Raw genomic sequence first — 26,025 nt, 5'->3', positions numbered from 1 at the left:
CCCGACCTGTGCGACCGGCCTCACAGCGCTCGGTCGAGCTGATAACGGTCGGGAGCAGTCCGGCGCCAACCGAAGCAGCGCCAAGCGTGCCGGCGAAGGAGCAGCCCTTCGGTGTGAACGAGTTGAGCAGGCGCTCGGTCGAGTTCCGGATGGCGCGAGCTCTTGCCGAAATGGGCACGGAGCCCGCTCTCCCCTCGTCGCCGGTGCCGATTGCGGGACCGGCGAACACGATCGCTCTCACGTCCACGATCGCTGTGCCCGCCTGGATGCGCTCGGTCGCGCCGGTGCCGGCGACGATGACGTTCGTTCCCGGCTGTGGAGCTGCGGCCTATCGTCCGACAGGCTTCCTCACTGGGACAGCCGAGAGGCGGCGCGCTGCCTATTACGGCCTGATGAGCAGCGTCGCCTGCGAGCAGGGCATCCCGGTCGGATTGTTCGACGCTATGATCCTTCGGGAGAGCGGCTACGACCCTGCGGCGGTGTCGTCGAAACAGGCCTTCGGCTTTGCGCAGCTGATGCCCGGTACGGCCAGCGCCCTCGGTGTGAACCGTTACGATCCACTCCAGAATATGCGCGGAGGTGCCCGCTACTTGCGCCAGCAGCTTGATCGGTTCGGACGGGTCGAGCTTGCGCTTGCCGCCTACAACGCCGGTCCAGGGCGCGTCAGGAGCGGCATGGTGCCCGCGATCACCGAGACACAAGCCTATGTCTCTTCGATCATCAGCCACTGGCAGCGGCTCGCCACGCCGGTCGTCCCGCCTCATGCCGAGGTCATAGCCGCCCGGTAACCCGCTGAAGCTCACTGCCGCGTCACCGTTTCGGGGCGAAAGGCCCACAGGCTCTTGGCCAGATCCAGCTCTCCCTTTCGCGCCTTCGACACCATCCCGGCGAAGTAAGCGCCGGCAGTCAGGCGTATCTCGTTCCGGCTTTCGCGTTCCGCGGTCACCATCAGTGCAACCGTAGCGGCATCTGGACCGAGGCAGTCGAGCGCATCGACCCAAGTACCCGTTCTTACACCCAAGGCATGCCGGAGTGTCCCTGCCACGCGGTGGAGGTCCGACCATTTCGGTCGCGGCGCGCTGACGTACATCGCCGTCACCGGAAACATGGCGATCAACTCGTCGGGTCTGGTCTTGAACTGACTGGCCGATGGTGTGGGCCTGATCTCACGCTGGTTGGGCTCAGGAGCGCCCGGCCCCGAACTACAATCTCGCCGAGCATGTACTAAGTTAGAGGAGGGATTGGTTTGTATATGTATATCAGGCCGGTTTTTTGACCCCAACCCGTCTTCATTTTCACAAAACAGGAAAGCATCAACGGTCTCGCCAACCAGACGCTCGAGCCCGGAAAGGGCGCTCAGAGCCTCGCAATAGGCGTCGCTGCTTTTGACGGCGCGCGCTGCTCCCGCGGCGCTCGTGATCGCGGCAAGCTTATCCTGAAGCGCCAACCAGTGATTTCCGGTCAGACGCAGGTCGGCGGCCTGAGCGAGCGCCTGGCCGACCATCCTGCGAACGCGCCCGATCTCAAGCGCGCCCTCTTTGAAAAGGCGCTGCTGAGCCGTGTGGGACTCCGCCATTGCGCTCAGCTCGGCGAACCGGATGCGTAATGGCGTGAGGTCGATGCCGAACGCTGATGTTGCCTCCCCGGCATCGTTGCGGCGGCCTGTGCGGCGCCCATGAGCGCTGTCTCGGGCGCCGATCAACCCGAGCCGGCGTAGCTGGCGCAACCGCTCTTTGATCGCGCCGACAGTGACATCGGCCCGCTCGGCTAGCGTTGCGTTGCTAGGCCACACGCACGGAGACCGAGAGCCCTTCCAGTCATCCGGCCGAGTGTAGCTGATAAGGTGGAGAAGCGTCTCGAGTGCGGCCGTGCCGATCCCTATCGCGCCTTTCGCGGCCGGTAGGACCTCAAACAGCCTTTTGCGCTCGACGTCGGTCGCGGACGCAGCGCGCGCTTCAAGGTCGCGCGCGATCCTGCGAGACCACTCCGTTATAGGGCGTGCGCCGGTACGGCCCGTCGAGGCCGTTTGTACGTGAGTCATCGTTCGTCCCCTCATGCGAGGAGCCGTCAGCAGGCAAAACGGGGGCGTGGCGCGAAGTGCGCTCCCTTGAACCGAGGCTCGGAAACGGCTAGGAGGAAAGTCCACTGTAGGACCGGTCAGCGTTTGGCGACGCTGTCCACTCGAGCGTTTCAGGGTGCCCGGCCTTCGTGCCGGGCATTCGTTTATGTGCTCACGGCTACCCCTTCTTCCTGACCTGCGGGGCCGCTGATCGGCCGCACGGAGCGTTAAGAATTAATGCCATTCGGTCCCGGCTGGCGGAAGCGCCCGCGGCTCGTGCTATTGCGGACGAAATGCGGAAAAATGTCGTGCTCTCGCGGACGGTTTCGCCCTGCTATCGTGCTCTTAAGGACGGTTCTGTCGTGCTTCCGCGGACAGTTTCATTCGCGGCGATTCGGGGAGTGCCCTGAGTCGCCTGTCGGACTATCCCGCGGTTGGCAGCAATGCCTTGGGAGTGATCGTCACCTTCGACGATGCCGCGCCCGGTCCTCGGCGGCCCTTGGGCTTCTCAGCCGGCGTCTCGACCATGTGGATGTAGTAATCGGGGATGGCGTTGCTTTCAGCTATCCCTTTGAGAACATGCCGGAAGTGTCGAAGCGTATTATGGTAGCCGACCTGTAGCCGCAGCTCATCAATATCGACTTCGACCGGACCAGGCCCGCACATCGCGCGTGCTACTTCGTACAGGCGTCGCTCAACGGGACCTATTTGGAAATAGGTCGGCGAGTAGTCGAGGACGGCCTGATCGAGCAGGATCGCGCGGTAAAGCCAATCGCAGAGCCGGACCCGGACGGCCTTGAGGCGCTGCTCGCCGCTCTTGAGCTTGGTGTAGGATAGGCGCGCTTCCGACAGCCACGAGAAATAGCCTCGCTCGCCCTCCCCGCCCGCTTCGATGTTGGTCTTAATCTGAGTACCCTGCAGCCGCTCCAGGGCATCCGCCAAGCGAGCGTATGAGCGGGCTGACGTGTTGGTGCCTGTAATCCTGAATAGATCATAGGCGGTGAAGTAGAAGTCCTGCGATACAGGCTCACCGGCCTCCATTTTCGCCACCAATAGACTGGCAATATAAAGGAGGATTTCCTTGTCGTAGATCGTAGCGACACCGGCTGGTGTTGCTACGATCTCGATCGACACTGACTCCGTCTTGTACGCCAAGGGCTTTTTCCAGACGGTCGACAGCGCGAAGAAGGGATAGGCCATCAACGACCGCTCGCCCCGGACGTCCGCCAGGAGCGGACTGCTGAGGGTGAACAGGTCGCCTTGATCGACCACGGGCTGCTCTGTCACGAGGGCGAACCCCCGCTAACCGTCCGCGAAAGCACGAGGCCACCTATCGTGCTTCCACGGACGGATATGGGCTTGGCCATTCGACAAGGCGCCGGGAGGCTCATGTCGATAGCGCCGGAACTGGCGGATGTTCGCGCTCCACGTCGACAGTCGTGACACGGACCTCGGAGAGGTCTGCGCCGACCCGACCGGCGATCATCTCAAATACTGGCCCGTAGGCCATCCCATGGAAGCGATCTTGGATCAGCCGCACATAGTCCGCCAGCTCCGCCGCCACGATCGGCGATATGCGCCTAATTTCCGTGGGGCGTGTTCTGGCATGCAGGATGAAGGCGTCGGGCGAGGTAGTAGCCATGCACTGCCGGATGACGCGCGCCACCACCGCGTCGCGTGAGCCGAGGCGATAACGCCGCTTCCAGGCATCAATCCGCTCGATCAGGTCGCCGGGCAGCACCATATTCAAGTTTTGGTGGCCGCTGGCATACAGTTCACCGCGCTGCTCGCGAACAAGCTGCTTGACGGTCTTTACGGCGAGGGATCGCGGTCGAGGCATAGCAGCTAGCCTATGGTTCGCGCCCCAGCGCTGTCAACAAACCTGCATCGTCTGCTGTAAATTAACCGGCCCGCGGCGGTTCGACCGGGCCACCTAGGTTGAAGGCTTGGCTTCAAAGCCTATCAATGCCGCGAGGGCGCTGGCTCAAGAAGCCTGGCAATCAAACGCTCAACAGTCTCTCAGCGGTCCGAGCGGCTGCGATGAACTTTCAGAGCATTTCGTTATCCGTAAGCCGCTTCAATCGGCGCACGCCAACGTCACTGTACTCACGCTCAACGAACTTGAGGATTAAGGCTCTCAGCCTGCGTCCGTGTTCGGGGCGGACATCAGTAAAATCGACACCCTCTATCGTCTCGACCAAACGGACGATGTCTCCAGGCAGCCCGTCCAGGAGTTCGCTTAGCATAGTTGCGACTGTACCGGCTGCCGACAGGCTCGCCTCGGGCTTAGACAAGACGTCAGCTGCGAGGCTTGCTTCCAACAATCCGATATCAAGGCACCTGAGGATCGCGCTCTTCTCGTCGAGACGCATCGGGTGTCGTTTGGCGGCGTCTCTATGAAGAATGTTATGTGCGCGACCCCGCTTTATACCTGTCAGCGCTGATATCGACCGGAGGCTGATTTGGCGCTGCGCCATGCGTGCGAGGATCACCTCGATAAGGCCGGCACTCCCATCTGCCGCGTCGTCCGCCTCGGACGTTTCGGCCCGCATCAATGGACTGCTCACCCCAGCCTCCCGATTATGCGTACATTACGTCTTAACCATTCCTCGTTGCAACCAAATCCCAACGGACGCGTTTTCACAACCCCTTTTTGCTAACGTATCGGGACGACGTTGGAGCCCCGGTGCTTGATGAGGTCGCGGTACTGTGCAGCCGCAGCCCCACTGAGACCGAGTTTCTTAGCAACCTGCGAGATCTCCTCCTCCACGATAAAGTCGTAAAGGCAGATAGACACCGCGTCGATGACATCCATGCGCTGCTCCAAAGCATCAGAAAGCATTGCGGCCGCAGTTTCAAAGCTGCTGGCGTTTGTCTCCACTATCTCGATAGATATGGTCCGTGGTCCATCTGTTGGGATTATCCTGAAGTGCTCACGGATCGGGTTTAGTCCGTATTCTTCCACAATGGTCTCAACGCGGCCTGAGCGGCTGTTGATTGTGTCGTTTAAGGAGCTCAACGCCCATATCCTGTTGGAATACAGGCGAACACTCTCCGTCGCGAGACGAAATAGGTAATCCGAGACACCTCGACATATCGTGATCGGCTTCAGTCGCATATTCGAACGCGGCTTTCCTTCAATACTGACCAATTTGGTTACCTGCTCCGAGCCGGGTGACAACTCCGGCGTCCATTAATTCGAATCGTGGCCGTCGCAAAGCGCAGGCGACCCGCCGGTCGGTCAGCCCCGTCCACATATATGGACAGCCGTCCACGGTAGTGGACGGGCGTCCATGAGCGTGGACAGCCGTCCATGCTGGTGGACGCGACTGACTCAATTCCGACATCGCCGACCATTTCAGAGCTTCTTGGCGCAATTATTTCGTCCGTCTGGTGGTCGCGGCGGAACATCGGATTGCGTCGGCGGGGCGTCGCCTCTCACCCTTCACTTGGGCGCATCGAAGCACCCACCTGAAGGAGACCTCGAACCATGAAGAAGCTCATCAAGCTGAGCCGCCGCCATGCCGAGACCGCCGCTCTGGCGGCTGTCGGTATCGGCATCGCGGCGGCCTCGGCCCACCCGGCGTTTGCCGGCGCGGACGGTACGTTCGACACCGCGCTGCAGAAGTTCACCGACTTCCTGCAGGGCTCGGGCGGCAAGATCATCACCGTGCTGTCGCTCGCCGGCGGCGTGGTCGGTCTCGCCTCCGGGCGCTTCAGCCTCGGCCAGGTCGCGATCCCGGTCGGCGTCGGCGTCGGCGCGGGCACGGGCATTCCGATCGTCACCTCCACCGTCACTGCGACGATCTGAGGCCCTGGTGCCGATGGCGTAGCAGCGCCGTCGGCATCGCTTCTGGAAGGTGGCGTAGTGTCGGACAAGTACGTGATCCCGGCTCATCTGGATGATCCCGAGCTGATCGGGTTTTGGACGCTGGATGAGTTCCTCGCGATGGTCATCCCCTTCACCTGGGGGATCCTGTCCCAGCACATCATCATCGGGATCGGTTTTGCGATCCTCGGCTGGTGGGCTTTGAGGAAAGCCAAAGCTGGGCGGGCCGCATCGTGGCTGATCCATCTCGCGTACTGGCACTTGCCGGGCGGGTTCCCGTCGCTCCGCGCCACGCCACCTTCCCACCTCCGGCTGATGGTGGGCTGACATGGAATACGCATACCAGCATACCCAGGGCCAGCGCGTCCTCAAGCAGCGCAACCTCCTCGCCATGGTGTCGCTCGGCCTGGCCGCCGTCATCGTGGTGCTCTTCACCATCTCGGCAAGCCGTGATCGCGAAATCGTGCTGCAGCCGGTGCTTCAGTCGCCGCTCACCATCTCCAGCGCCGGAGTCTCGCGTCAGTATCTTGAGCTGGTCACGCGCGACACGTCGCAGCTGATCCTCAACCGCTCGCCCGACAATCTCGAATATTGGCTGACCTCGATCGTGCAGCTCTGCTCGCCGCAGGCGCGGGGCAAGATCAAGGCCGACATGCTCAAGGTCGTCGACCAGCAGCGCGGCAGCAGCATCAGCCAGTATTTCACCATCGACACGATGGACATCGATCCGAAGCAGCTGCGCTCGACCGTCAGCGGCACGTTGAACACGGTCGCCGGCCAGAAGGTCATCGCCTCCCAGAAGCGAACCTTCCAGTTCGACTGGGAGTATAGCGGGCTCTCCCTGAAGCTCGCCGGCTTCGGGATGCTGCGGCCTGCCGAGAAGAAGATCGGAGCCTCGGAATGATCGCCGCGCCCCTTGCCATCGCCGCGCTGTTCGCCGGCACGCTGCTCGCCAGCCGCATCTCCTGCCTCCTGAGCCGCATGGCCGGGGGCCTGCTCGCCGGGTTCGCGATCTTCGCAATGGCCTCTCCGGCGCATGCGTCCGATCAGAACCTCGTCGCGGCCGATGGTGCGCAGGTCAGCTGCACGGCGTCGGCCAAGGACCTGACCCGGATCAGCCTCGTCGGCGACGAGTTTGCGGCCGTTTCCAAGATCAAGACGGGCAACCCTACCGACGACTTCTCGGTCGTGAGCGAGGCGGTTCGCGGCGACATCTACCTGTCGGTGCCGGACGGGTTCACCCGCACGACGCTGTCGTTCTTCGGCACGAGCAAGCGCGGCTACGTCTACAAGTTCCTGTGCCGCATGGCGGGCAACGACGCCGTCCAGGTGTTCGTGACCAACCCGGCGATCGCCAAGGCCGATCAAGCGGAGAACGCACCCCAGAAGGTGGCTGCGACCCAGGAGGACCAGGCGGTCAGCCTCGTGCAGGCGATGTACGCCAACAAGTCGGTCGACGGCTACGAGCTGACCCAGCACACGTTGCGCCCGGTCTATGTCGGCGACCTCAAGGTCCAGATGATCGCTGAGTATCGCGGCGACGCCATGACCGGCCGCGTGCTGCGCATCGAGAACAAGGGCACGCAACCGCGCACCCTGACCGAGGCTACGGTCGCACCCCCCAACACGCTCGCGGTGTCGATCGCGGACGCGAACCTCGCGCCCGGCAAGGTCACCACCGCCTACCTCGTCTCGAAGAGCGGAAACTGAGCCATGGCCATCAAGGATATCTTCTCGCGCGGCCGGCGGCCGCTGGACGGACCCTCCGCGGGTGACGGCGTTTCCCCGGTCGCGGGCGAACTGGCCGCGAACAATGAGACGCTGAGCCGCCAGAAGCTGATCTTCTACTCGATCTGCGGCGTCATCCTGGCGCTTGCCTGCTTCTGGATCTTCGGCGGCAGTAGCTCGAAAACCGCCGCGACCGACACGGACAAGCCCAACACCGTCAAGGTGTCGGCGGCCGATATGGTCAGCCGCGACATGTCCGAGCAGGAGTGGATGGCGCGCTCGGAGAACCAGCTGCAGAGCCAGGACAACCAGCTCAAGGCGGCGCAGGGCACCGATGCCCGCGTCACTCAACTTGCCGCGCAGGTCGAGCAGCTCAAGACCCAGAACCAGACGATGACCAACGACGGGCAGCGCGTGCTGGCCGCCTATCAGTCCGAAAACGAGACGCTTCGCCGGCAGGTCAACGCCAAGGCGGCCGAGCCGGTGGCCCCTCCCAGCGCGACCGCCATGTACGGCCCCGGTTCGCCCTACGGTGCCGGACCGGGTGCTGCGGGACCGGGCGGCGCGCCCATGGCGCCAATCGGCGTCAAGGAAGTCAGCATGGTGAGCTTCACGGGCGCCGATGCCGGCACCGCGTCCAAGGTCGCCAAGGGCAACACGGTCTACACCGACAGCCCGAACTACCTGCCGCCCAACAGCTTCGCGACCGCCAAGGTCATCGTCGGCGTCGATGCGGCGACCGGCGTCAACAGCCAGACCGATCCGCTCCCGGTTGTCCTCCGCATCACCGGCCCGGCGCGTTCCGTGCTCCAGAACGGCAAGCTCCTCACCACCCGCATCGAGGGCTGCCTCGTCAACGGCGCGGCCCGCGCCGAGCTGTCGAGCGAGAAGGTCTATGTTAAACTGCAGAAGATGACCTGCCCGCAACCGGGCGGTCGCTACGCGGTGTCGGAGGTCAAGGGCTTCATCGCCTTCGGCGGCAAGACCGGCGTGCGTGGTCATGTCGTGAGCCGCGAAGGTGCGCTGGTCAGCCAGGCCTTCATCGCCGGCCTGGTCGGCGGCTTCGGGCGCGGCTTCGCGGCCAACGCGCAGGCCGCGCTCAATCCCTCGTCGGTCGTGCTCGCCAACGGCAAGCGCCAGCAGCTCAGCACCGGTGAGATCGCGCAAGGCGGCTTCGGCGAGGGCATCTCGCAGACCGGCGACATGGTCTCGAAGTACCTGATCGAGCGTGCCGAGCAGTACCAGCCCGTCGTCGAGATGCCGACCGGGGTGGATGTCGAGATCGTCTTCCTGGAGGGCACCTATGTCCGGAATTAACTTCTTGGCGCTCGGGCGTCTGCGCCCCCGCTTCGCCGCCACGCTCGCCGCCATCGCCGGCGTGATCGCCTTCTCGGCTGTCAGCGCGGCCACGGACCTCGCCGGCCCGGCGGCCGACATGAAGGTCGCCTCGCTCCTGAAAGCGCGGCTGCCAAACACCAAGGTCACCAAGATGGACTGCGCCAAGGTGGAGGGCCTGTGCGAGGTCACCGCCGGCACGAACCTCTTCTACATCGACCACTCGGCACGCTACCTCGTGATCGGTCGGGTGTACGACATGCAGACCCGCCAGGACCTGACCGCGACGCGGCTCCTGGAGATGAATCCCGACATGCTGGTCGGCGGTGCGGCCAAGGCGAACGCGTCGGCGGAGAACGATGCCGCGCCGCCTATCTCCCCCAAGCCCGGTGCCGGCGTCCGTACCGTCACCGTCACCAAGCCGGCCCTGCGGCGGCTACCTTTGGAGACGCTGCCGAAGGACGGCGCGATCGTCTGGGGCAATCCGGCCGGCAAGACGGTGACGATCTTCACCGACTTCCACTGCGGCTACTGCAAGGCGCTGTCGGCGACGCTCCGGACCCTGAACGTGCGTGTGGTTGAGCGGCCGATCTCCGTTCTCGGCAGCCGCGACATCGCCAACCAGGTCTATTGCGCGCGCAATCGCGAGGAGGCGCTGCACCGGGCCTACGAGGGTATGCCGCTGAACAGCCCCGGCACCTGCAACACGAGCGGGCTCGATGCCAATGAGCGGTTCGCCCGCAGGTACGGGCTGACCGGCACGCCGGTGATCGTCCGCGCCGACGGTGCGATGATCGAGGGCTACCGCCCCGCCCAGCAGCTTGCCGCATGGCTGGCGGGAGGCAATGCGTGATGCGCCGCCAGCTCCGCATCCTCGCCCCGCTGAGCCTCGCCACCGTGCTCGCCGGGTGCATGACGATGGGCGGCACAGTGAAGGGCAACTTCGCCTGCAAGGCTCCGGAAGGCGTCTGCGCGCCGAGCTCGACCATCGACGATCGCGCGCTCGCCATGATCGTGGACGCGAGCGGCACCACGGGTGACCGGCCGATTGCGCCGGCCGGTCCGTATACGGCGCCTCGCACGGTCGAGCCGCGCTTTCAGCAGACCGCGCTCGATACGACGCGGACCGGCGAGCGCGTACTGCGCATCGTGTTCCCCGCCCAGATCGACGGGGCGGGCCGCCTCCACGAGCAGACCGCGGTCCACGCCGTCGTTGAACAGGGTGACTGGCGCCAAGCCTCGGCCGAGAACCTCGTCGCGACCTCGCGGGAGCAGGTCGCGTCGGTGACGGGCGGCGAGACGCTGTTGGCTGCCGTCGTGCGAGGCGATCCGCCGATCACCGACGACGTCCAGCCGGATGCCAACATGCCGACCCCCGCCGCGGTCGCGGCAGCTCGGGCAAAGGGCACGGCGTCCCGTCAGGCGTCGGCCGATCCGATCGGCGACATCAAGGACCAGGTTGCGCGGCGCGTCTCCGCCCACCCCCGCCCGCAGCGAGTTTCCTATAGCCGGGCGGCGAACCCCGCCCCGACGCAGGTCGCTCCCCCTGCTGCTCTCTCGACCGCCCCGACCGCGGCGTCGGCGACCACTTCCAGCGGCCCCTCCCCCGCCCGCAACACCACCGCGCTCGCCACCCCATCCGCGCCTCCAGCCCGACCCGTCGCGCCCACCGGCGCGGGGACGATCGTGCCGGTTCGTGCGACTGCCGCGGGCCGGGCAGCGATCTCGGCGGTGAACGCCAATCCCGCGATCGCGGCCGGTCTCGCGCGGGCCGAACCCGACGCGCGCCTTGCCGCCAAGGGGGCCGATCCCCTGCCGGTTCTCCACGCCGCCCCTCTCCCGGGAGTTGAGCAATGAGCCGTTTCAAAAGGCTGATGGCCACCCTGCTCGGCGACACGGCCAAGCCCGACGCAGCGCGCCCCAGCACGGCGGTTCCCCGCCTCGTCCATTGGCTTCCCTACCGGAGCTACGACCCCAAAACGCAGATCTTCTTCAACAGCGCGTCACGCGGGTTCGTGCTCGAGGTCACGCCGATGATCGGGGTGAGCGAGAGCCAGTCCGACATCCTGACCCAATTTATCTCGGAGGGCATCCCGACGCCGGGGATGCTCCAGTTCCACGGCTGGATGAGCCCCCGCGTCAGCGAGAAGCTGAGCCAATGGTATCTGCCGCGCTACGCGGCGGCCGGCGTCTACGAGCGCATGGCCAAGCACCGGACCGAGCATCTGCTCGGCGGGGTGTGGGACTCCCTGTCTTCGGCCGCGCCCTTCTGCCTGCGCAACCACCGGCTCGCCATCTCCTACTCGACCCCGGAGTCGAGCCGGGTGTCGAACGACGAGATCAGCGCCGTCATGGAAGGCCTGGTCTCCACGCTGGAGTCGATCGGCGTCCACGCCCGCCCGATGGACCCCAAGGGGCTCATCACCTGGATCGACGATATCACCTCGCCGACGACGGCGCCGGGTGACGATACCATCACCTACAACCCGTTCGATCCGATCGCCGACCAGGCGGTGCGTCACGACCTTGAAATCCAGATCGAGCCCGACCGGCTGCTGCTGCGCACCGAGCGTTTCCGCCCGACCGGCAAGATGGTCCAGGACGCGCCCGAGATCGGCGAGATCTACCCCGACACGTTCGACGTCCGCTCCTTCTCGGTCCGCAACCTGCCGCAGCGCTGGGCGCCGTGGGACATGGCCAAGCTCATCGGTGACATGTTCGCCGACAAGCTGCGCATGCCCTGCCCGGTGTCCACCAACCTGTGCCTGGATTTCCCGGACGCGGAAGCGTCGGGGATGAAGGCTGGCCGCAAGTTCATGCGGACCACCAGCCTGGCCGACAGCAAATCCGCTCGCATGCTCCCGCAGCTGAAGGAGCAGTCGGCCGAGTGGAAGTTCGTCAAGGACCAGCTCAAGCAGGGCCACAAGCTCGTCCAGGCGTTCTACTCGGTGACTGCCTTCAGCCCGAAGGGCAAGGGCGACGCCAACGAGCGCAGCATCAAGTCGGTCTACCGGGCGGCCGGCTGGGACCTGCTCGACGATCGCTACCTGCAGATCCAGGGCCTGCTCGCGGCCATGCCGATGACGATGGCGAACGGCCTGTCCTACGACCTCAAGAACATGAAGCGGCTACGCACCGTCATCACCACGACGGCCGCGAGCCTTGCTCCCATGCAGGGCGAGTATCTCGGCGGCAACAACCCGCACCTGATGCTGATCGGGCGGCGCGGCCAGCCCTTCTTCTGGTCGCCGTTCGAGAACACGGCCGGCAACCACAACGTCGCGGTGTTCGGCAAGTCGGGCTCAGGCAAGTCGGTGGCGTTGCAGGAGCTGTGCGCCGCGCTGTGCGGCGCTGGCGCCAAGGTGGTGGTGATCGACGACGGCCGCTCGTTCGAGCACTCGGCCAAGCTGCAGGGCGGTGCTTTCGTCGAGTTCACGATGGCGTCGGGCTTCTGCCTCAACCCCTTCTCGATGATCGATGCCTCCCAAGCCGAAAGCGATGAGGACTATCTCGTCGACTGTCTCGCCATGCTGAAGTCGATCGTCAGCCAGATGGCGCGCCACATCGACAAGCTCAACGACACCGAGCGTGGCCTGATCGACGGCGCCATCAAGCAGGTCTGGGAGGAGCAGGGCACCGACGGCTCGATCGACGCCGTGATCGCGGCGCTGGATGCGACCGGCAATCCGCTCGGCGTCGATCTCGGCATCGCCATGCGGCCGTTCTCGGCCAGGGGCACCTACGGCAAGTTCTTCGAGGGCCAGGTGTCGTTCGAGCTCACGGCCGACCTGACGGTGTTCGAGCTGTCCGACCTGTCGAGCCGCGAAGAGCTGCGCTCGGTGGTGCTGAGCGCGATCATGTTCATGACCTCGCAGCGCATGCGCCGGGTCGATCGCGCGACACCCAAGGCGCTGCTGCTCGATGAAGCCTGGCAGATGCTCAAGGGCGGCGCGATGGCCGACTTCATCGAGGCCTATGCCCGCACCTGCCGAAAGTACGGCGCCTCGCTGGTGACGGCGACCCAGAGCCTCAACGACTATTACAAGTCGGACGGCAGCCGTGCTGCGCTTGAGAACAGCGACTGGTTCATGATCCTTCAGCAGAAGGCCGAGACCATCGCCGACTTCAAGAAGCACGACCGCTTCGAGATGGACGACTACACCGACGCGCTGCTCCGCTCGTTGAAGCGGCAGGGCATCGAATATTCGGACGTGATGATAAAGGGTCCGGAGACGCTGGCGGTCGGCCGGCTGGTCCTCGACCCCTATTCGGCGACCGTCTTCTCCTCGTCGCCGCGGACCTTCGCATCGATCCAAGAGCTGCTGAACCGCGGCTTGTCGATGGAAGAGGCGATCGAGCGGGTCGCCTTCCCCAACAACCCTGAGAAGTGGAGCGACGCCGAAGACGGCCTCGCCATCGCAGCGGAGTGACGTCCATGGCTACCCTGATCCATTCGCGCCGAGACCCGTCGGCTCCGGACTTTCCGACGATCCTCTATTACGGACTTCGGATCCTCGGATTCACCGTTACCAGCCTGCTAGTCAGCTGGGGCCTGTTCGTGCTCGCCATGTTGATGATCGGCAGCCTGAGCTTCGATCTCATGATGGCGCAGCTCGCCAATCTGTCGAACCGCTACGTGGCGGCCGACGCGCAGCGCGTGGCACAGTTCAAAGGCCTCGTGATCGTCGCTCAGTTCCTGCTGCTGGCGGGGGTCATGTTCTTCCGCCGGCATGCGCTGCTTGGCGCCAAGGTGACCAGGGAGGCCCGCCGTGGTTGAGCCCATGCTTCCGCTCGATCTGCCCGCCGCCTCACCCGCGACCGTAGCGCCGGCACGCCGCACCGTCTTCGCGGGCTTCACGGGGCCACAGCTCGCGCTGGGTGCCGTACTCCTCCTCGCGCTGATCTGGGGCATGTGGGTCACGCGGACGCTGACGACGGCGCCCCAGCAGCACATCGTGAAGGCCAACCTGTCGCGGATCGTGGGCGACTATGTCCAGGCGCAGGCACGCAGTGCCACGCCGCCTGACCAGGTGCGAGCCCAGATGCAGCAGTTCATGGCGTCGCTCGACACCGAGCTGCAGCGCCGCAGTGCGCAGGGGCAGGTGGTGCTGGTGGGCGAGGCGGTGCTCTCCAAGAGCGTGCCCGACATCACCGGCGATGTGGTGACCTCGATCTATGCTGGCGGCGTTGCCCGCCCGCGTCCGGCCGCCCTCCAGGTCGCACCGCCGGCGCTCGTACCGCCCGTCAGCGCTGCGCAGCCGTCCACGGCCATGCCGCCCCGGGGGGTTCTGCCCACGGCGCCCGCGAGCAACCCGTTCGAGGCGAGCGCACCGGCCGCGCAGGCCCCCGTGGCATCCGTCTCCAGCTTCGGAGGGTCCGATGGCAACCCTGGCCAGTAAGCCGGTCGAGGCGCCGGAGCCGTTCCGCTTCCGCAAGCGGCTGTGGGCGATCCTCGGCATCGTCGGGTTGGCGACCATTGTCGGTCAGGGCCTGTCGGACTGGCAGGAGAACCACGCCCTTCTCATCAACGCGACGGAGTCGCTGCCGAACTGGGCGTTCGTGATCCACAAGACCTCGTATCCCGAGCGTGGACAGTACGTGTTCTTCCTGCCGCCGGCCAACCCGCTGGTGATCCGGCACTTCGGCGCCAAGCCGCAGATGTTCGGCAAGATCGTCTACGGCATGCCCGGCGACAGCGTCGTACATCGCGGTCCCTGGGTCATCGTCGCCGGCCATGTGGTGAGCCACATGAAGCCGCTGACTAAGACTGGCGAGGTGCTGCACGCCGGTCCGACCGGCACCGTACCGTCGGGCTGCTACTATGTCGGCACGCCGCACAAGGACGGCTTCGACAGCCGCTATGCCGAGATCGGCTACGCCTGCTCGAAGGACATCGTCGGCGTCGGGACGCCGATCCTGTGAGCCGGTGGGCCGCAATCGGCGCGATCGGCATGTTGTTGGCCGTGGGCTCCTCGGCCGCGATCGCCAAGGACTTCGGCACCGCAGGAGCGGCGTTCCCGGTGATGGAGCCAGATATCCTCGCCACGATCGAGGCGCGGCTGGCCCACCTAGAGGCGACCGGCGGCATCGACCGCGCCAACGCCGCCTTTGCCCGCCGTGCCGAAGCTCGCGTTCGCCGTCCCGAGCCCGTCGCCGGCATCAGTCACGCAACCGAGCCGCGGTCGTGGATCTACGATCCCTCGATCGTGATTGACCACGACGTGCGCGATCCGAAGGGCAACCTGATCGCGCAGCGGGGGCGGTCGGTGAACCCGCTCGACTTCGTGGCGATGCGCCAGGCGCTGGTGTTTGTGGACGGCGACAGCAAGGTCGAGATGGACTGGGCGACCAGCCACTACGATGACCTGCAGGCCAAGATCATCCTCGTCAGCGGCGCGCCGCTCGACGAGATGACCGCGAGGAAGCGGCGCTTCTATTTCGACCAAGAGGGCCGCCTGACGGGACGCCTGGGCGTGCGGCACACGCCGGCGATCGTCGTCCAGCAGGGCCACGTCCTCAAGCTTTCCGAGATCCAGCTGAAGGGAAATGGCTGATGCCGTTGTGGCTTGACCTCCTCAAGACGCCGATGGCAGCGCCCGAAACCCGGGACCTGCGCACGATGCGAAAGACGATGCAGCTGCTCTGCGTCGCCTGCGCGATCGGCGTGCTGGCAATCTCGCCGCTAGTGCGGCTGTTCGGTCCGGCCGCGAGTTTCGTCGTAGCGGTGCTGCTCATCACCACCGCCCTTCATGTCGCGCTCTACGTCTTCCGGAAGAACCGGGCCGACAACGACCACTTGGCGGCGATGACGGGCGGGGAGGGCTGAATGGGCCGCTTCCGCCTGTTCGGCATGGTGCTGGCGATGGTGCTCGGCACGTTCGCCATGAGCGCGCGGGCGGAAGCCGAGACGTCGTGCTCGGGCAAGTTCGTGAACCCGATCACCGATGTGTGCTGGTCCTGCCTGTTCCCGCTCTCGATCGGTTCCATGAAGATTTGGCCGAGCAGCCGCCCCGATCCCAGCAATCCCGGCTCGCCGATCTGCGCCTGCGGCAGCCCTGTGCCCCGCATCGGCATCGCAGCAGGCTTTTGGGAGCCGGCGCGGCTCGCGGACGTATCAACCAAGCCGTGGTGCTTCGTGAACCTGGGCGGCCTCAAGATTTCGCCGGGCTTCGATATCGGTCGCGGACAGATCCAGGGGCCGACCCAGGTGGGAGGGGCCGCGCAGAACACGTCCAAGTGGCACGTCCACTGGTACGTCTATCCCCTGCTCTACTGGATGGAGATCCTGACGGACTTCGTCTGTTTCGAGAACGCCTCGTTCGACATCGCCTACATGACCGAGGTCGATCCACTGTGGCAGGATGACTCGCTGACCGCGATCCTCAACCCGGAAGCGGTCCTGTTCACCAGCCCGATCGCGCAGGCGGCATGCGCGGGCGACTGCGTCGCCGCCACGGCCAAGCTGCCGATCGACGAGGTGTTCTGGTGCGCCGGCTGCCAGGGGCCGATGTACCCCGTCAACGGCAACGTCGACGCGCATATCGGCCATGTCCAGGCGTCGCGGCTGGTGCTGACCCGCTTCGCCTTCAAACTGCACCGGGAAGGCCTCGCCTGGGGCACGATGGGCTCCAAGGGCCTGTGCAACAAGTACCTCATGCCGATGATGCGCAAGCAGCAATATCGGGTGCAGATGGTCAATCCGATCCCGACGGTGAGTGGCAACGCCGCCTGCTCGCCGCTGGGAGCCTCCACCATGCCACCGCAGGCCGGCCGCTCCTATCCCGTGAAGGGGGAGGACATGGGCTACCTCGTCTGGCGCAAACGCAACTGCTGCGTGCTGTGAGACTGCCCATGCGCAAGACACCCCTCATCATCGCCGCGGTCGCCGGGCTCGTCGGCATCCAGGCGATCGCCCAGACCGTCGGCGGTCTCGATCTCGACGCGATCCAGCGGCGCTCGGATGCGATGGCTGACGACGCGAAGACCTTCGCCGACCAGGTGAAGAACCGCGGCGATGCCTTCCGTGAGGACGCTGCGCAGGTCCGCGTGCAGGGCGAGGACAACATGGCGCGGCTGGCCAAGGCGGATCTGCCGGCCAACGGTTCGGGCGCGTTCGATTTCGACGAGATCATCAAGGGTGCCGGCGCCAACGTCGCCGGCAGCAAGAACTCGGCTCCGCAGTTCATCGCGTTCGCCAGCTTGTCGATGCCGCCCGAAGCGCTGCGCCAGCTCATCGCCGACACCACCAAGGCGGGCGGCGTGGTCGTGTTCCGGGGCTTCCCGAACAACTCGATGAAGCAGTTCAGCGAGATGATGACCAAGGTGGTCAAGAGCCAGGACGAGCTCGCCAACGTCGGCATCGACCCCCGCCTCTTCCGGGCCTTCAAAGTCCAGGCGGTGCCGACCTATGTCGCGGTCTCGTCCGACTTCGACCTCTGCTCGGGCTTTTCCTGCCAGAGCCAGGTTCCGCCTTACGACCGCATAGTCGGCAACGTGACCGTGCGTTACGTGCTCGACACCTTCGCGGCCGCCCACGGCCCCGGTGCAGGCGTCGCCTCGGTCGCGCTGCGCAACATGGGCCGGGCTAGCTGATGCGGCGCATCGCCGCCTCGCTGCTGCTGGCGCTGGCGACGATGGGTGTCGGCGGCGTGGTCGCGCAGACCACGGTCGATGAGGCGCGCCAGCAAGGCAAGGACCTCGGCACGCAGATGCGGGCGGACAGCTCGCTCCAGCCGAGCGATGCCAAGGCGGCCGGTGTGCCCGGCTACAATGGCACGAACCTGCCCGAGCAGACCTATTTCGATAACCCGAACGGCCTCACCCCGGCCGGCGCCGCGGCGGCCAGCTCCAATGCTGCCTACGGCGTGGCAACCGACCGCGATCGCACGCGCGCGACCTTCTCCAACAGCGACATCCTCGCCACCACGAACCGGGCGACGACGATCGAGAAGGACCCGGAGAGCTACGTCCAGGGCGAGGCGATGAACGGGTCGAGCGGGAGCTGCAATCCGCTGCCGCCATCGTCGACGGGCACGGACTATTACGAGGCGACCTGCAACTCGGGCACCAAGATCGACCAGGGTACGGCGACCTGCCAGACCCCGCTCATCGTCAATGCGACGGCCGGCACCAGCAAGTACGTCTACACCTGCGAGGACTGGATCGGCCGACCACCCCACTCCTACGACAACAAGGGGCTCGCCTGTCGGCCGGCATTCACCCAGCCGGTCGCGAGCGGCGTCTGCCGCGAACGCTCCCGCCTCGACGTGACCTACCCTGTCTGCCTGCAAGGCACGATGAACAAGTGTTTCGAGCCGGATATCGAGGACGGCGTCGAGATCACGTACGAGTGCGACAGCCCGGCCGTGCCGAACCGGGGCTACACCACCGAGACCACCCCGGCCGTCGTCAACGCCTACCGCGACGAGAGCATGTGCAAGGCCGCTACGGCCGACCAGACCTGCGACATGACCGCTGAGGTCTGCACCGACCCCGATCCGTCGACCCGCACGGTCAACGGCGTCGAGGTGACGCAGGCCTGCTGGAACTGGCAGCGCAGCTACACCTGCTACAAGCAGAGCCAGGCCAGCGACTGCTCGGATCTCGAGGGCAACAAGCAATGCACCTACGTGCGCGACGACTGCCTGGATGACCCCCAGAGTGGTCCCTGCAAGGTGTCGCAGAAGGTCTACAAGTGCCCCACGCCGAGCACCGGCACGGCCCCGCCCAACCAATATGTCTGCGGCGGCGACGTCTACTGCCTCAACGGCGATTGCGAGAAGATCGAGCGGGAGGCCTCGCCCGACTTCAAGGATGCGCTGGTCGCGCTCCACTCGATGGGCGACGCCGGTGCGCAGTTCGACCCCAACAACCTGACCGTCTTCTCGGGCGAGCGCGACACCTGCCACAAGAAGATCTTCGGCGCCTCCAACTGCTGCTCGGGCAAGGGCGTCCCGCTGGTCACGCCGTGGCTATGCGACAGCGCCGAGAAGAAGCTGAAGGAGCGCGAGGACAAGGGGCTGTGCCATAAGGTCGGCAGCTACTGCTCCGACAAGATCCTCGGCATCTGCGTCACCTCGAAGGAGGCCTGGTGTTGCTTCGGGTCGAAGCTCGCCCGCCTCCTTCAGGAGCAGGGCCGGGCGCAGATCAACAAGCCCTGGGCCAGTGCCAAGACGGAAAGCTGCAAGGGCTTCTCCGTCGCCGAGTTCCAGCAGCTCGACCTGTCCAAGATGGATTTCAGCGAGGTCTACGCCGAGTTTCAGGACGCCGCCAAGCTGCCCGACGAGGTCAGCACCATGACCGACATCCAATCCAAGATTCAGGGATATTATGCTCTCCACGGTGGCAAATGACCCCGACGGCGCCGGGGGGCGCCGTCCTTGCACGATCGACATGTCGGTGCTCGATCTGGCCATCTTCCTGCGCGTGCATCGGGCGGGCGGTGGTCAGCAGGCCGGCCCGGTGGCGGCGACCCTGTCGCAATGGTTCGCCTGCGCGATCGACCCGCGAGACGTCGAGCGCGCCTTCCCGCGCATGCAAGAGCTCGGCTGGCTGGCGCCGTCGGGCGTCGGCGTGCGCGCGACGATCGCCGGTCGCAAACACGGGCGCCTTCACCTGCGCGGGATCGTGCGGATGCTCGATCAGGGCACCCGCATGCTCGACGTCGCGGTGATGATGTCGGTGCTGAAGCTCGCGATGACCGAGCTCGATGGCGAACATCCAATCGACGAGAACGAAGACGAGGACAGCGATGATGATGAAGTGTGACCGCCGCGGCCGGGTGGCCGCTTCTCTCCTCGCGCTGGCCGCCACGCTGGCCCCGGCCCTTGTGGTGCCAACGCCGGCGTTTGCGCAGAGCGCTGCGGATCTGCAGGCCCTGGCGACGGCCGACCCGGACGACGCCCCCGACGCTGGAGCGGTGGGCGACACGTCACCGGCGCGTGAGGTGCAGGTCGCGCAAGCGGGCGAGCAGGGCGACGGGTTCTACTGCGGGGAGCGCCGCCTCGGTCAGTGGTTCTATTGCGACAAGCCGAAGCCCGCGCCCAAGGCTGCTCCGGCTCCGGGAGCGCCGGCAACCGGCCAGTCTTACGCGCAGCGGATCGCGGCGATCGGCGAGGCGCTGAAGGAGCTCAAGGCCAAGGCCATCCTCGAACCGTCCGAGGAGAACATCATGGCCTATGTCCGCTTCCAGCGCGAGCAGTTGGACCGGGCCTCGACCTTCTCGGATTATTGGCAGCGCGCCGTCTGGCAGCATCCGGACCTCGACTATACGCTGCAACGGCCGGTCTCGACGGTGGCCAAGCGCGCCTGGTCGGACGGCCGCACGGTCGACCGCGATCGCGTCCTCGACACGATCAGCCAGCGCTACGGTATGTTCTACTTCTTCGCGCAGAGCTGCGCCGCGTGCGAGGTGTTCTCGCCCATCCTGCGCTCGGTCGCTGACAGCCACCACATGGCGGTGATGGCGGTCTCGACCGATGGCGGGCCGAGCAAGACCTTCCCCAACTACGTCGTCGACAGCGGGCAGCGGGCGCGCATGGGCGTGCCGCTGGCGACGCCGGCGCTGGTCCTGTTCGACACCGTCACCCATCGCACCGTTCCGATCGGCTTCGGCATCATGTCGGCCGACGAGGTCATGGACCGGATCTTCACCCTCACCGCCACCAAGGTCGGGAGCGACTACTGATGGGACGCTCAACCCCACCCCCGCGCCAACGCCCCTCCCTCTTCCGCGCAATCGGCCGCTTCGTCGCCCGGGCGATCACGATCGTCGCAGTTGCCAGTCTGGTGCCGCTCAGCCTCGCCGAGGCGGACGTCGGGAGCCAGATGAACAGCTTCTTCCAGGATGCGGGAGGGGCCGCCAACGTCACCGGGCCGACCGCCTATCAGGGCCAGGAGGCGGGCTACTACTCGATGGGCAACGTCTGGTCGCGCTTCCCCCAGAAGAGCATCCAGCCGTTCAACCTTCAGCTTCCGAGCGCCCGCGCCGGCTGCGGCGGCATCGACCTGTTCTCGGGGTCCTTCTCGTTCGTCAACGCCAAGGAGATGGTGGCGATGATGAAGTCGGTCGCCAACAACGCGCTCGGCTTCGCGTTCAAGCTCGCGATCGACAGCGTGAGCCCTGAGATCGGTAAGGTCATGGGCGAGTTCCAGCAGGCCGCCCAGCAGATGAACCAGATGAACATCTCCTCCTGCGAGGCGGCGCAGGGCCTGGTCGGCTCGATCTGGCCCAAGATGGCGGGCGCGCGCTCGACCGTCTGCGCGGCCGTCGGCAACAGCCAGGGCATGTTCTCCGATTGGGCGCGGGCTCGACAGGGCTGCGGTGCGGAGGGCCAGGAGGATTCGACGCTCAACGCCAACAGCGATCCGGCGATGAAGGACAACATCCCCGGCAATCCGCACAACTACACCTGGGAGGCGATCAAGCGGTCGAACAAGTTTGGCGCCTTCGACCAGCAATTCTCCGAGTACCTGATGACGCTGGTGGGTACGATCGTCACCAACCCGCAGGGCACGGACGGCAAGCCCGCGGTGCAGTTCTTTGGCCCGGCCGAAGACGCGGTGGTGACCGCGCTCCTGGACGGCACCGATGGCGGCAACAGCGTCAAGATCCTGCGCTGCGACAACGCCGACACCTGCCTCAGCCCGACCGAGCAGACCCTGACGATCGCGTCGAGCAGCGCGCTACGGCAGCGCGTCCGCACCATGATCGACGACATGAACGACAAGATCCGCACCGACGCGGCGCTGACCAACGATGAGCAAATGTTGCTCAACATGACCTCCGTGCCGGTCTACAAGATGTTGGCGGTCGAGGCGATGGCCCACCAGAGCTTCTCGGCTGGCGAGGTGGACGCCCTCTCCGAGATTGTGTCGGTGAACCTGCTCTCCGCCATGATCCAGAACATGCTCGACCGGCTGGGTCAGGCAGGCTCGACGTTTCAGGCTGCCGACGTCGACATGGCGCAGCATTGGCGCCAGCAGCTGACAGACGCGCGCAGCCGCTACGCGCAGCGCGACGTGAGCCTGAAAGCGGCGCTCAACAACACGATCGCGCTCATCAACCGCTCGGTGCAGCTGGAGTCGACGCTCCAGAACGCGATGTCGCCGGGTATGGCGGCCGCGCTCAACTTCTCCCGTGGGCTCAACGCCCAGGGCCTCAACTGATCGGGGGCGAGTAGGATGGTCGAGGTCTATACGATCGGTGGCGGCGAATACATCGTCAACGTCTTCAACGCGGTGGCGGCATGGACCGGGGGTGGCGGCTACAAGGGCCTCATCCAGGTCGTCATGATCCTCGGCCTGATCTACTCGCTGCTGGTCGTCGCTTTCACGCTCAACGTGCGGGCGTGGCTGAACTGGTTCATCGGCTCGACCGCCATCTATCTCTGCCTGATGGTTCCCACGGTCGACGTGAAGGTCACCGACCGGATAAACCCCTCGCTGGCGCCGGCCACGGTCGCGAACGTGCCGCTCGGGCTCGGCGTCATCGCGAGCTTCACCAGCCAGGTCGGCGACTGGCTGACGCGGACGGCCGAGACCGTGTTCACCATGCCGAGCCAGCTCTCCTACTCCACCAACGGCATGATCTATGGTGCGCGGCTGTTCGACCAGACGCGCAATTTCCAGATCCGCGACGCGGAGTTCGCGACCAACCTTCAGGCCTACCTCAAGAACTGCACGTTCGGGGACATCCTGCTCCACCAGAAGTCGTTGACCGACCTCGCCGCCTCCAAGGACCTCTGGACCGATCTTGGACCGGGCTCACAGGCCCGAGCGCAGCCGTGGGTGCAGCGCGACGGCAGCGGCGTGTCGAGCAGCATCGTCGTATGCCGGAACGCCTACTCGATGTTGTCCGGCCAGTGGTCCTCCATGATCGAGGCCAACACACCCTTCTGGGCGAAGGCTACCTATCCGAAGCTCTCGACGGCCGAAGCGGTGGCCAAGCTGAAGCAGGACCTGCCGATCGCCAACACGGCGTTCACCAGCGCCAGCTCCGAGTATGTCACGACGATGCGTCAGAACACGGCGATCAACGCCTTCATGCAAGCGCGCGACGCCATGGCCGGCAGCGACGGGCAGGCGGCGATCGACACGTTCGCCACGACGCGGGCCGACATCCAATCGCGCAACACCTACAACTCGATCGCGCAGCAGGCGATGAGTTGGGTGCCGATCCTGAACGTGGTGCTGACCGTCGTCTTCTACGCCATGTTCCCGGTGATCTTCCCGCTGTTCCTGATGCCGCAGACAGGCCCGGGAGCGCTGAAGGGCTACATCGCGGGCTTCTTCTACCTGGCTTCGTGGGGGCCGTTGTACGTCATCCTCCACATGATCTGCATGTCGCGGGCTACCGCCGCGGCGCAGGGCGTCGCGTCCGGAGGTGTGACGCTTGGCACGTTCGCCGGCATCGGCGCTGTGAATGCCGAGACCGCGACGATCGCCGGCTTCATGCTCATGAGCGTGCCCTTCATTGCCGGCGGGCTCGCGAAGGGCGCACTGAGCATTTCGGGGCAGGCGACCTCGATCCTGGCACCGGCGCAGAATGCGGCCGAGGCCGCGGCGGTCGAGCAGACAACCGGCAATTATTCCTACGGCAACACGAGCTTCGCCAACTCGACCTCGAATATGCGTCAGAGCAGCCAGTGGTCCGATGCGCCGATCATGACGACCGGCTTCGGTGGCTTGACGCAGTACCAGGACAACGGCGCGGCAGTGTCGAACTTCGGCAACGGGCATAACGTGTTCGACACGTCCCGCGCGATCTCCAACATCCCGTTCAACGCCACCATGTCTCAGGGTGCGATCGCGACTGAGAGCCGGCAGGCTGCCGTCGCGGCGCGGTTGGCCGACGGGTTTGAGGAGGCAAGTCGGCGCGAAGTTTCGAACCTTAATGCGCTCCGGGCAAGCCACGGCTTCAGCAGCGAGGCCTCGCACGGCTCCGATTCCAGCGCGGGTACGCGGGGTGGGTCGAACACTGAGCAGACTGATCGGACGGGCATCGCTGAAACCCGTGGGCTTTTCGATCGCAGCAGCGTCAGTGATGGCACACGGCACGCTGTCGACGGCGGCAAAACCTCAAACTGGTCCGGGCAATTCACTGGCAGTGTTCACGCTGGCGCAGGCGTGGATGGCAGGATTGGGCTTGGTGGCGGGAAGCTGCCTGGGGTTGGAGTCGGCGGAAAGGCGGGTGCGGATGTTGGTTACAACCAGTCACTGACGCATTCCGACGTTACTAGCGATCAGCGGACGCGATCTCAGAGTGGAGATCAATCGATGTCGTCGAGCAACGACATTCACCGCGACCATAGTAACGGGACGGCCACGAGCATCAGTGACGGCACGTACCATCAAGACGGAGCGTTCGCCCGAAATCAGTCGAGCGAGTCCCATAGTCGGGCTGTGGAACAGTCCCAGAGTAGGATTGCCTCCTACAACGAGCAGGCCCGACATTACCGAGAGCTGTCTCGCTCCCTCGAACAGCACGCGAGCTTCGCAGAGAGCCACGGCTTCAGCCTCTCAACTGACCTTCGTCAGGATCTCGCGCGCTGGTATGAGAACGAGGAACGCTCGAAGCCTGGCGCCAACCTCCCCGCGCTTTGGCAGACCGATGTTTCGCAGACGCAAGAGATGGCCAGGAATGTCGCGATCGGGCGCTGGGCGTCGGAGCGGCAGAGCGGGATTGAGCGGGATATCCAGAGCGCCCTCGCGGATCCCGCGCTTGCTGGACTGCAGATCCCCTTGGTTGAGCACCAGGCCTTGGGTGGCGTTAAACGGCCGGCTGTCGGGGGTGAGGCAGCTACGAGTGTTCCGGCGGTTAGCCGCCCGGACGACGGTCCCGCACGGCAACTCGTTGAAGCAGGTGCTGCTGCCCTATCAGGAGAATTACGCGATCACGCACATCGTACTCGGGACGCGCTTCGGCGCGCACCGAAGGGACCTAACGATCAATGATAGCCCATAATCTGGGTGGCGATGCTGCAAATGCCGCCGATCGCCAGTCCGCCCAGGGATCCAGTAAGGATTACCCACTTCGCCACCCGCGCTGCTTTGGTGTTCACCGTTGGAACATCAGTCGCGTAGTCATGACCGCTAAGATGGGGACTGATCTGCCATGTGCCGGCGCCGAGCCCACCATTGGTGTCCCGGTCGAACATGATCGGTTTGGTGACATCGATCGGCATCATCCATCTCAGCCGCAGAACGCTCAGCTAGAGGGTACGTTTCAATGAACCAGAATGCAATGCGCGCGACCTCGGTTCCGAGCTGCGAGCGGCGCACATTGACGTTTCATCCGGGTGGGCCAGGTACGGTCCTGTTTGCCTGCTCGTGGTTCCTGGTCACTGTGTTGGGGCTGATGCCGATCGCGGAGACGAAGCTCCACCGCGTCCCATCGGTGTCGTCGCTGGCGCTTGTCGCTTTCTTCATCGCAGTAGGAAGTGCGGCGGCGCTCCGGCGGCGTTACACATGGCTTGGCCTCGTCCTGCACATCTACAGCCAGATTGCTATTTGGCTTTCGCTCACGTTCTGCTCGATGGCGTTCATCATGTCGGCTATCAGCGGGTCATGATCCCGCTCTGCCTCATCCTGGGCGACAGCACCGGCGTCGGCACCGCCGGCGCACTGGCGGCGCAGGGGATCCGTTGTGAGGTTCATGCCCGCGAGGGCGCTCCGTCGTCGGAAGCGGTCCGTACCTACCAGGGCGGGTCGCCTGTCGAGGTGGCGCTGATCGCGCTCGGCTCCAACGATGCGGACAGCCCTGATCTCGCGCGCAATCTCTTAGCGCTGCGCGAGCGGGTCCCGGCGATGCGCGTTACCTGGCTCGCGCCATACGATGCGTCGGCAGCGGGCGTCGTCGCCCGCATTGCAGGGGCATATGGTGACGCGATCGTCCCCTTGGCTGCCTTCTCGTCCAAAGATGGCGTTCATCCGAAAAGCTATCGTCCGATCGCGAGCGCGCTCCACTGGGGAGCCAACACTACACGGTTCGGACCCATGCCGGCTGCGGTGAGATCGCCGCCTGCTTCTCCGCCTGCACCCGCGTACCGGCAAGCGGTCGTTCTCAGCTTTTAGG

29 protein-coding genes are annotated in these 26,025 nt (G+C 65.3%); 23 read left to right on the top strand and 6 right to left on the bottom strand.

From position 1 onward, the window contains the following. Nucleotides 1-86: 86 nt before the first annotated feature. Complete coding sequence (locus OXQ95_RS18725) at nucleotides 87-788, top strand: lytic transglycosylase domain-containing protein (protein ID WP_346731970.1); 702 nt, start codon at nucleotides 87-89, stop codon at nucleotides 786-788. A gap of 11 nt (nucleotides 789-799) precedes the next feature. On the opposite strand, the gene repC is transcribed toward OXQ95_RS18725, so the two are convergent. The 5 genes from repC to OXQ95_RS10330 form a co-directional block, all read right to left on the bottom strand. Continuing rightward, on the bottom strand, nucleotides 800-2,041 hold the full coding sequence (gene repC, locus OXQ95_RS10350; RefSeq protein ID WP_267381475.1) for a plasmid replication protein RepC: 1,242 nt from the start codon (nucleotides 2,039-2,041) through the stop codon (nucleotides 800-802). Nucleotides 2,042-2,482: 441 nt separating this feature from the next. Beyond that, nucleotides 2,483-3,331, bottom strand: coding sequence for a replication initiator protein A (locus OXQ95_RS10345; protein ID WP_267381474.1), 849 nt, complete (start codon nucleotides 3,329-3,331; stop codon nucleotides 2,483-2,485). 115 nt (nucleotides 3,332-3,446) lie between these two features. Beyond that, nucleotides 3,447-3,899 carry a hypothetical protein gene (locus OXQ95_RS10340; protein ID WP_267381473.1) on the bottom strand — a complete coding sequence of 151 codons (453 nt, stop codon included), beginning with the start codon at nucleotides 3,897-3,899 and terminating at the stop codon, nucleotides 3,447-3,449. A 208-nt stretch (nucleotides 3,900-4,107) separates the two neighbouring features. Beyond that, nucleotides 4,108-4,611: a hypothetical protein gene (locus tag OXQ95_RS10335; RefSeq protein ID WP_267381472.1), complete on the bottom strand. Its 504-nt coding sequence runs from the start codon at nucleotides 4,609-4,611 to the stop codon at nucleotides 4,108-4,110. Between the two features lie 104 nt (nucleotides 4,612-4,715). Continuing rightward, nucleotides 4,716-5,078 carry a hypothetical protein gene (locus OXQ95_RS10330; protein ID WP_267381471.1) on the bottom strand — a complete coding sequence of 121 codons (363 nt, stop codon included), beginning with the start codon at nucleotides 5,076-5,078 and terminating at the stop codon, nucleotides 4,716-4,718. A 471-nt stretch (nucleotides 5,079-5,549) separates the two neighbouring features. Here OXQ95_RS10330 and OXQ95_RS10325 point away from each other — a divergent pair, with 471 nt between their 5' ends. From OXQ95_RS10325 to OXQ95_RS10230, 20 genes are all read left to right on the top strand, one after another. After that, nucleotides 5,550-5,870: a TrbC/VirB2 family protein gene (locus OXQ95_RS10325; RefSeq protein ID WP_267381470.1), complete on the top strand. Its 321-nt coding sequence runs from the start codon at nucleotides 5,550-5,552 to the stop codon at nucleotides 5,868-5,870. A 42-nt stretch (nucleotides 5,871-5,912) separates the two neighbouring features. Beyond that, nucleotides 5,913-6,215: a type IV conjugative transfer system protein TraL gene (gene traL / locus OXQ95_RS10320; RefSeq protein ID WP_267381551.1), complete on the top strand. Its 303-nt coding sequence runs from the start codon at nucleotides 5,913-5,915 to the stop codon at nucleotides 6,213-6,215. Nucleotide 6,216: 1 nt separating this feature from the next. Then, nucleotides 6,217-6,792, top strand: coding sequence for a type IV conjugative transfer system protein TraE (locus OXQ95_RS10315; RefSeq protein WP_267381469.1), 576 nt, complete (start codon nucleotides 6,217-6,219; stop codon nucleotides 6,790-6,792). Then, entirely contained in the window at nucleotides 6,789-7,598 is an 810-nt protein-coding gene (locus OXQ95_RS10310; RefSeq protein ID WP_267381468.1) for a type-F conjugative transfer system secretin TraK, read from the top strand. The genes OXQ95_RS10315 and OXQ95_RS10310 overlap by 4 nt, the downstream gene beginning before the upstream one ends. A 3-nt stretch (nucleotides 7,599-7,601) precedes the next feature. After that, nucleotides 7,602-8,933: a TrbI/VirB10 family protein gene (locus tag OXQ95_RS10305; RefSeq protein WP_267381467.1), complete on the top strand. Its 1,332-nt coding sequence runs from the start codon at nucleotides 7,602-7,604 to the stop codon at nucleotides 8,931-8,933. Then, nucleotides 8,920-9,804, top strand: a complete 885-nt coding sequence (locus OXQ95_RS10300; RefSeq protein WP_267381466.1) for a DsbC family protein — start codon at nucleotides 8,920-8,922, stop codon at nucleotides 9,802-9,804. Before OXQ95_RS10305 ends, OXQ95_RS10300 begins: the two co-directional genes overlap by 14 nt. After that, nucleotides 9,804-10,808 (top strand): conjugal transfer protein TraV, encoded by a 1,005-nt coding sequence (locus OXQ95_RS10295; RefSeq protein ID WP_267381465.1) that lies wholly within the window; start codon nucleotides 9,804-9,806, stop codon nucleotides 10,806-10,808. The genes OXQ95_RS10300 and OXQ95_RS10295 overlap by 1 nt, the downstream gene beginning before the upstream one ends. Continuing rightward, nucleotides 10,805-13,381, top strand: a complete 2,577-nt coding sequence (traC, locus tag OXQ95_RS10290) for a type IV secretion system protein TraC (RefSeq protein ID WP_267381464.1) — start codon at nucleotides 10,805-10,807, stop codon at nucleotides 13,379-13,381. Before OXQ95_RS10295 ends, traC begins: the two co-directional genes overlap by 4 nt. Before the next feature lie 5 nt (nucleotides 13,382-13,386). Continuing rightward, nucleotides 13,387-13,728 carry a hypothetical protein gene (locus OXQ95_RS10285; protein ID WP_267381463.1) on the top strand — a complete coding sequence of 114 codons (342 nt, stop codon included), beginning with the start codon at nucleotides 13,387-13,389 and terminating at the stop codon, nucleotides 13,726-13,728. Beyond that, entirely contained in the window at nucleotides 13,721-14,350 is a 630-nt protein-coding gene (locus OXQ95_RS10280; RefSeq protein ID WP_267381462.1) for a TrbI F-type domain-containing protein, read from the top strand. The genes OXQ95_RS10285 and OXQ95_RS10280 overlap by 8 nt, the downstream gene beginning before the upstream one ends. Beyond that, on the top strand, nucleotides 14,331-14,873 hold the full coding sequence (locus OXQ95_RS10275) for a S26 family signal peptidase (protein ID WP_267381461.1): 543 nt from the start codon (nucleotides 14,331-14,333) through the stop codon (nucleotides 14,871-14,873). The genes OXQ95_RS10280 and OXQ95_RS10275 overlap by 20 nt, the downstream gene beginning before the upstream one ends. A gap of 29 nt (nucleotides 14,874-14,902) precedes the next feature. After that, entirely contained in the window at nucleotides 14,903-15,505 is a 603-nt protein-coding gene (traW, locus tag OXQ95_RS10270) for a type-F conjugative transfer system protein TraW (RefSeq protein WP_267381550.1), read from the top strand. After that, entirely contained in the window at nucleotides 15,505-15,777 is a 273-nt protein-coding gene (locus tag OXQ95_RS10265) for a hypothetical protein (RefSeq protein WP_267381460.1), read from the top strand. The genes traW and OXQ95_RS10265 overlap by 1 nt, the downstream gene beginning before the upstream one ends. Beyond that, nucleotides 15,778-16,794 carry a conjugal transfer pilus assembly protein TraU gene (gene traU / locus OXQ95_RS10260; protein WP_267381459.1) on the top strand — a complete coding sequence of 339 codons (1,017 nt, stop codon included), beginning with the start codon at nucleotides 15,778-15,780 and terminating at the stop codon, nucleotides 16,792-16,794. 8 nt (nucleotides 16,795-16,802) lie between these two features. Then, the gene (gene trbC, locus OXQ95_RS10255) at nucleotides 16,803-17,543 is read left to right on the top strand and encodes a type-F conjugative transfer system pilin assembly protein TrbC (protein WP_267381458.1); all 741 of its coding nucleotides are present in this window, start codon (nucleotides 16,803-16,805) and stop codon (nucleotides 17,541-17,543) included. Next, complete coding sequence (locus OXQ95_RS10250; protein WP_267381457.1) at nucleotides 17,543-19,303, top strand: conjugal transfer protein TraN; 1,761 nt, start codon at nucleotides 17,543-17,545, stop codon at nucleotides 19,301-19,303. The genes trbC and OXQ95_RS10250 overlap by 1 nt, the downstream gene beginning before the upstream one ends. A 40-nt stretch (nucleotides 19,304-19,343) precedes the next feature. Beyond that, entirely contained in the window at nucleotides 19,344-19,718 is a 375-nt protein-coding gene (locus tag OXQ95_RS10245; protein ID WP_267381456.1) for a hypothetical protein, read from the top strand. Continuing rightward, a complete protein-coding gene (locus tag OXQ95_RS10240) occupies nucleotides 19,702-20,637 on the top strand; it encodes a conjugal transfer protein TraF (protein WP_267381455.1) in 936 nt (311 codons plus the stop codon). Before OXQ95_RS10245 ends, OXQ95_RS10240 begins: the two co-directional genes overlap by 17 nt. Before the next feature lie 140 nt (nucleotides 20,638-20,777). Further along, nucleotides 20,778-22,118 (top strand): conjugal transfer protein TraH, encoded by a 1,341-nt coding sequence (locus OXQ95_RS10235; protein WP_267381549.1) that lies wholly within the window; start codon nucleotides 20,778-20,780, stop codon nucleotides 22,116-22,118. A 15-nt stretch (nucleotides 22,119-22,133) separates the two neighbouring features. After that, entirely contained in the window at nucleotides 22,134-24,905 is a 2,772-nt protein-coding gene (locus OXQ95_RS10230; RefSeq protein ID WP_267381454.1) for a conjugal transfer protein TraG N-terminal domain-containing protein, read from the top strand. On the opposite strand, the gene OXQ95_RS10225 is transcribed toward OXQ95_RS10230, so the two are convergent. Continuing rightward, nucleotides 24,899-25,138: a hypothetical protein gene (locus tag OXQ95_RS10225; protein ID WP_267381453.1), complete on the bottom strand. Its 240-nt coding sequence runs from the start codon at nucleotides 25,136-25,138 to the stop codon at nucleotides 24,899-24,901. The genes OXQ95_RS10230 and OXQ95_RS10225 overlap by 7 nt on opposite strands. Nucleotides 25,139-25,179: 41 nt before the next feature. Here OXQ95_RS10225 and OXQ95_RS10220 point away from each other — a divergent pair, with 41 nt between their 5' ends. Continuing rightward, the gene (locus OXQ95_RS10220) at nucleotides 25,180-25,521 is read left to right on the top strand and encodes a hypothetical protein (protein ID WP_267381452.1); all 342 of its coding nucleotides are present in this window, start codon (nucleotides 25,180-25,182) and stop codon (nucleotides 25,519-25,521) included. Beyond that, nucleotides 25,518-26,024 (top strand): hypothetical protein, encoded by a 507-nt coding sequence (locus tag OXQ95_RS10215; protein ID WP_267381451.1) that lies wholly within the window; start codon nucleotides 25,518-25,520, stop codon nucleotides 26,022-26,024. The genes OXQ95_RS10220 and OXQ95_RS10215 overlap by 4 nt, the downstream gene beginning before the upstream one ends. Nucleotide 26,025 lies beyond the last annotated feature (1 nt).

This window comes from Sphingomonas sp. GC_Shp_6, assembly GCF_026540835.1.
Classification (GTDB): domain Bacteria; phylum Pseudomonadota; class Alphaproteobacteria; order Sphingomonadales; family Sphingomonadaceae; genus Sphingomonas.
The sequence above is the reverse complement of the archived record's forward strand: the minus strand, read 5'-3'. Positions and strand labels throughout refer to the sequence as shown.

What these genes read in the sequence shown, in the direction of transcription:
- repC (WP_267381475.1), bottom strand. Translation starts at nt 2,041, where the DNA reads ATGACTCACGTACAAACGGCCTCGACGGGCCGTACCGGCGCACGCCCT.
- OXQ95_RS10340 (WP_267381473.1), bottom strand. Translation starts at nt 3,899, where the DNA reads ATGCCTCGACCGCGATCCCTCGCCGTAAAGACCGTCAAGCAGCTTGTT.
- OXQ95_RS10335 (WP_267381472.1), bottom strand. Translation starts at nt 4,611, where the DNA reads ATGCGGGCCGAAACGTCCGAGGCGGACGACGCGGCAGATGGGAGTGCC.
- OXQ95_RS10325 (WP_267381470.1), top strand. Translation starts at nt 5,550, where the DNA reads ATGAAGAAGCTCATCAAGCTGAGCCGCCGCCATGCCGAGACCGCCGCT.
- OXQ95_RS10315 (WP_267381469.1), top strand. Translation starts at nt 6,217, where the DNA reads ATGGAATACGCATACCAGCATACCCAGGGCCAGCGCGTCCTCAAGCAG.
- OXQ95_RS10310 (WP_267381468.1), top strand. Translation starts at nt 6,789, where the DNA reads ATGATCGCCGCGCCCCTTGCCATCGCCGCGCTGTTCGCCGGCACGCTG.
- OXQ95_RS10305 (WP_267381467.1), top strand. Translation starts at nt 7,602, where the DNA reads ATGGCCATCAAGGATATCTTCTCGCGCGGCCGGCGGCCGCTGGACGGA.
- OXQ95_RS10300 (WP_267381466.1), top strand. Translation starts at nt 8,920, where the DNA reads ATGTCCGGAATTAACTTCTTGGCGCTCGGGCGTCTGCGCCCCCGCTTC.
- OXQ95_RS10295 (WP_267381465.1), top strand. Translation starts at nt 9,804, where the DNA reads ATGCGCCGCCAGCTCCGCATCCTCGCCCCGCTGAGCCTCGCCACCGTG.
- traC (WP_267381464.1), top strand. Translation starts at nt 10,805, where the DNA reads ATGAGCCGTTTCAAAAGGCTGATGGCCACCCTGCTCGGCGACACGGCC.
- OXQ95_RS10285 (WP_267381463.1), top strand. Translation starts at nt 13,387, where the DNA reads ATGGCTACCCTGATCCATTCGCGCCGAGACCCGTCGGCTCCGGACTTT.
- OXQ95_RS10275 (WP_267381461.1), top strand. Translation starts at nt 14,331, where the DNA reads ATGGCAACCCTGGCCAGTAAGCCGGTCGAGGCGCCGGAGCCGTTCCGC.
- traW (WP_267381550.1), top strand. Translation starts at nt 14,903, where the DNA reads ATGTTGTTGGCCGTGGGCTCCTCGGCCGCGATCGCCAAGGACTTCGGC.
- OXQ95_RS10265 (WP_267381460.1), top strand. Translation starts at nt 15,505, where the DNA reads ATGCCGTTGTGGCTTGACCTCCTCAAGACGCCGATGGCAGCGCCCGAA.
- traU (WP_267381459.1), top strand. Translation starts at nt 15,778, where the DNA reads ATGGGCCGCTTCCGCCTGTTCGGCATGGTGCTGGCGATGGTGCTCGGC.
- trbC (WP_267381458.1), top strand. Translation starts at nt 16,803, where the DNA reads ATGCGCAAGACACCCCTCATCATCGCCGCGGTCGCCGGGCTCGTCGGC.
- OXQ95_RS10250 (WP_267381457.1), top strand. Translation starts at nt 17,543, where the DNA reads ATGCGGCGCATCGCCGCCTCGCTGCTGCTGGCGCTGGCGACGATGGGT.
- OXQ95_RS10245 (WP_267381456.1), top strand. Translation starts at nt 19,344, where the DNA reads ATGTCGGTGCTCGATCTGGCCATCTTCCTGCGCGTGCATCGGGCGGGC.
- OXQ95_RS10240 (WP_267381455.1), top strand. Translation starts at nt 19,702, where the DNA reads ATGATGATGAAGTGTGACCGCCGCGGCCGGGTGGCCGCTTCTCTCCTC.
- OXQ95_RS10235 (WP_267381549.1), top strand. Translation starts at nt 20,778, where the DNA reads ATGAACAGCTTCTTCCAGGATGCGGGAGGGGCCGCCAACGTCACCGGG.
- OXQ95_RS10230 (WP_267381454.1), top strand. Translation starts at nt 22,134, where the DNA reads ATGGTCGAGGTCTATACGATCGGTGGCGGCGAATACATCGTCAACGTC.
- OXQ95_RS10225 (WP_267381453.1), bottom strand. Translation starts at nt 25,138, where the DNA reads ATGATGCCGATCGATGTCACCAAACCGATCATGTTCGACCGGGACACC.
- OXQ95_RS10220 (WP_267381452.1), top strand. Translation starts at nt 25,180, where the DNA reads ATGAACCAGAATGCAATGCGCGCGACCTCGGTTCCGAGCTGCGAGCGG.
- OXQ95_RS10215 (WP_267381451.1), top strand. Translation starts at nt 25,518, where the DNA reads ATGATCCCGCTCTGCCTCATCCTGGGCGACAGCACCGGCGTCGGCACC.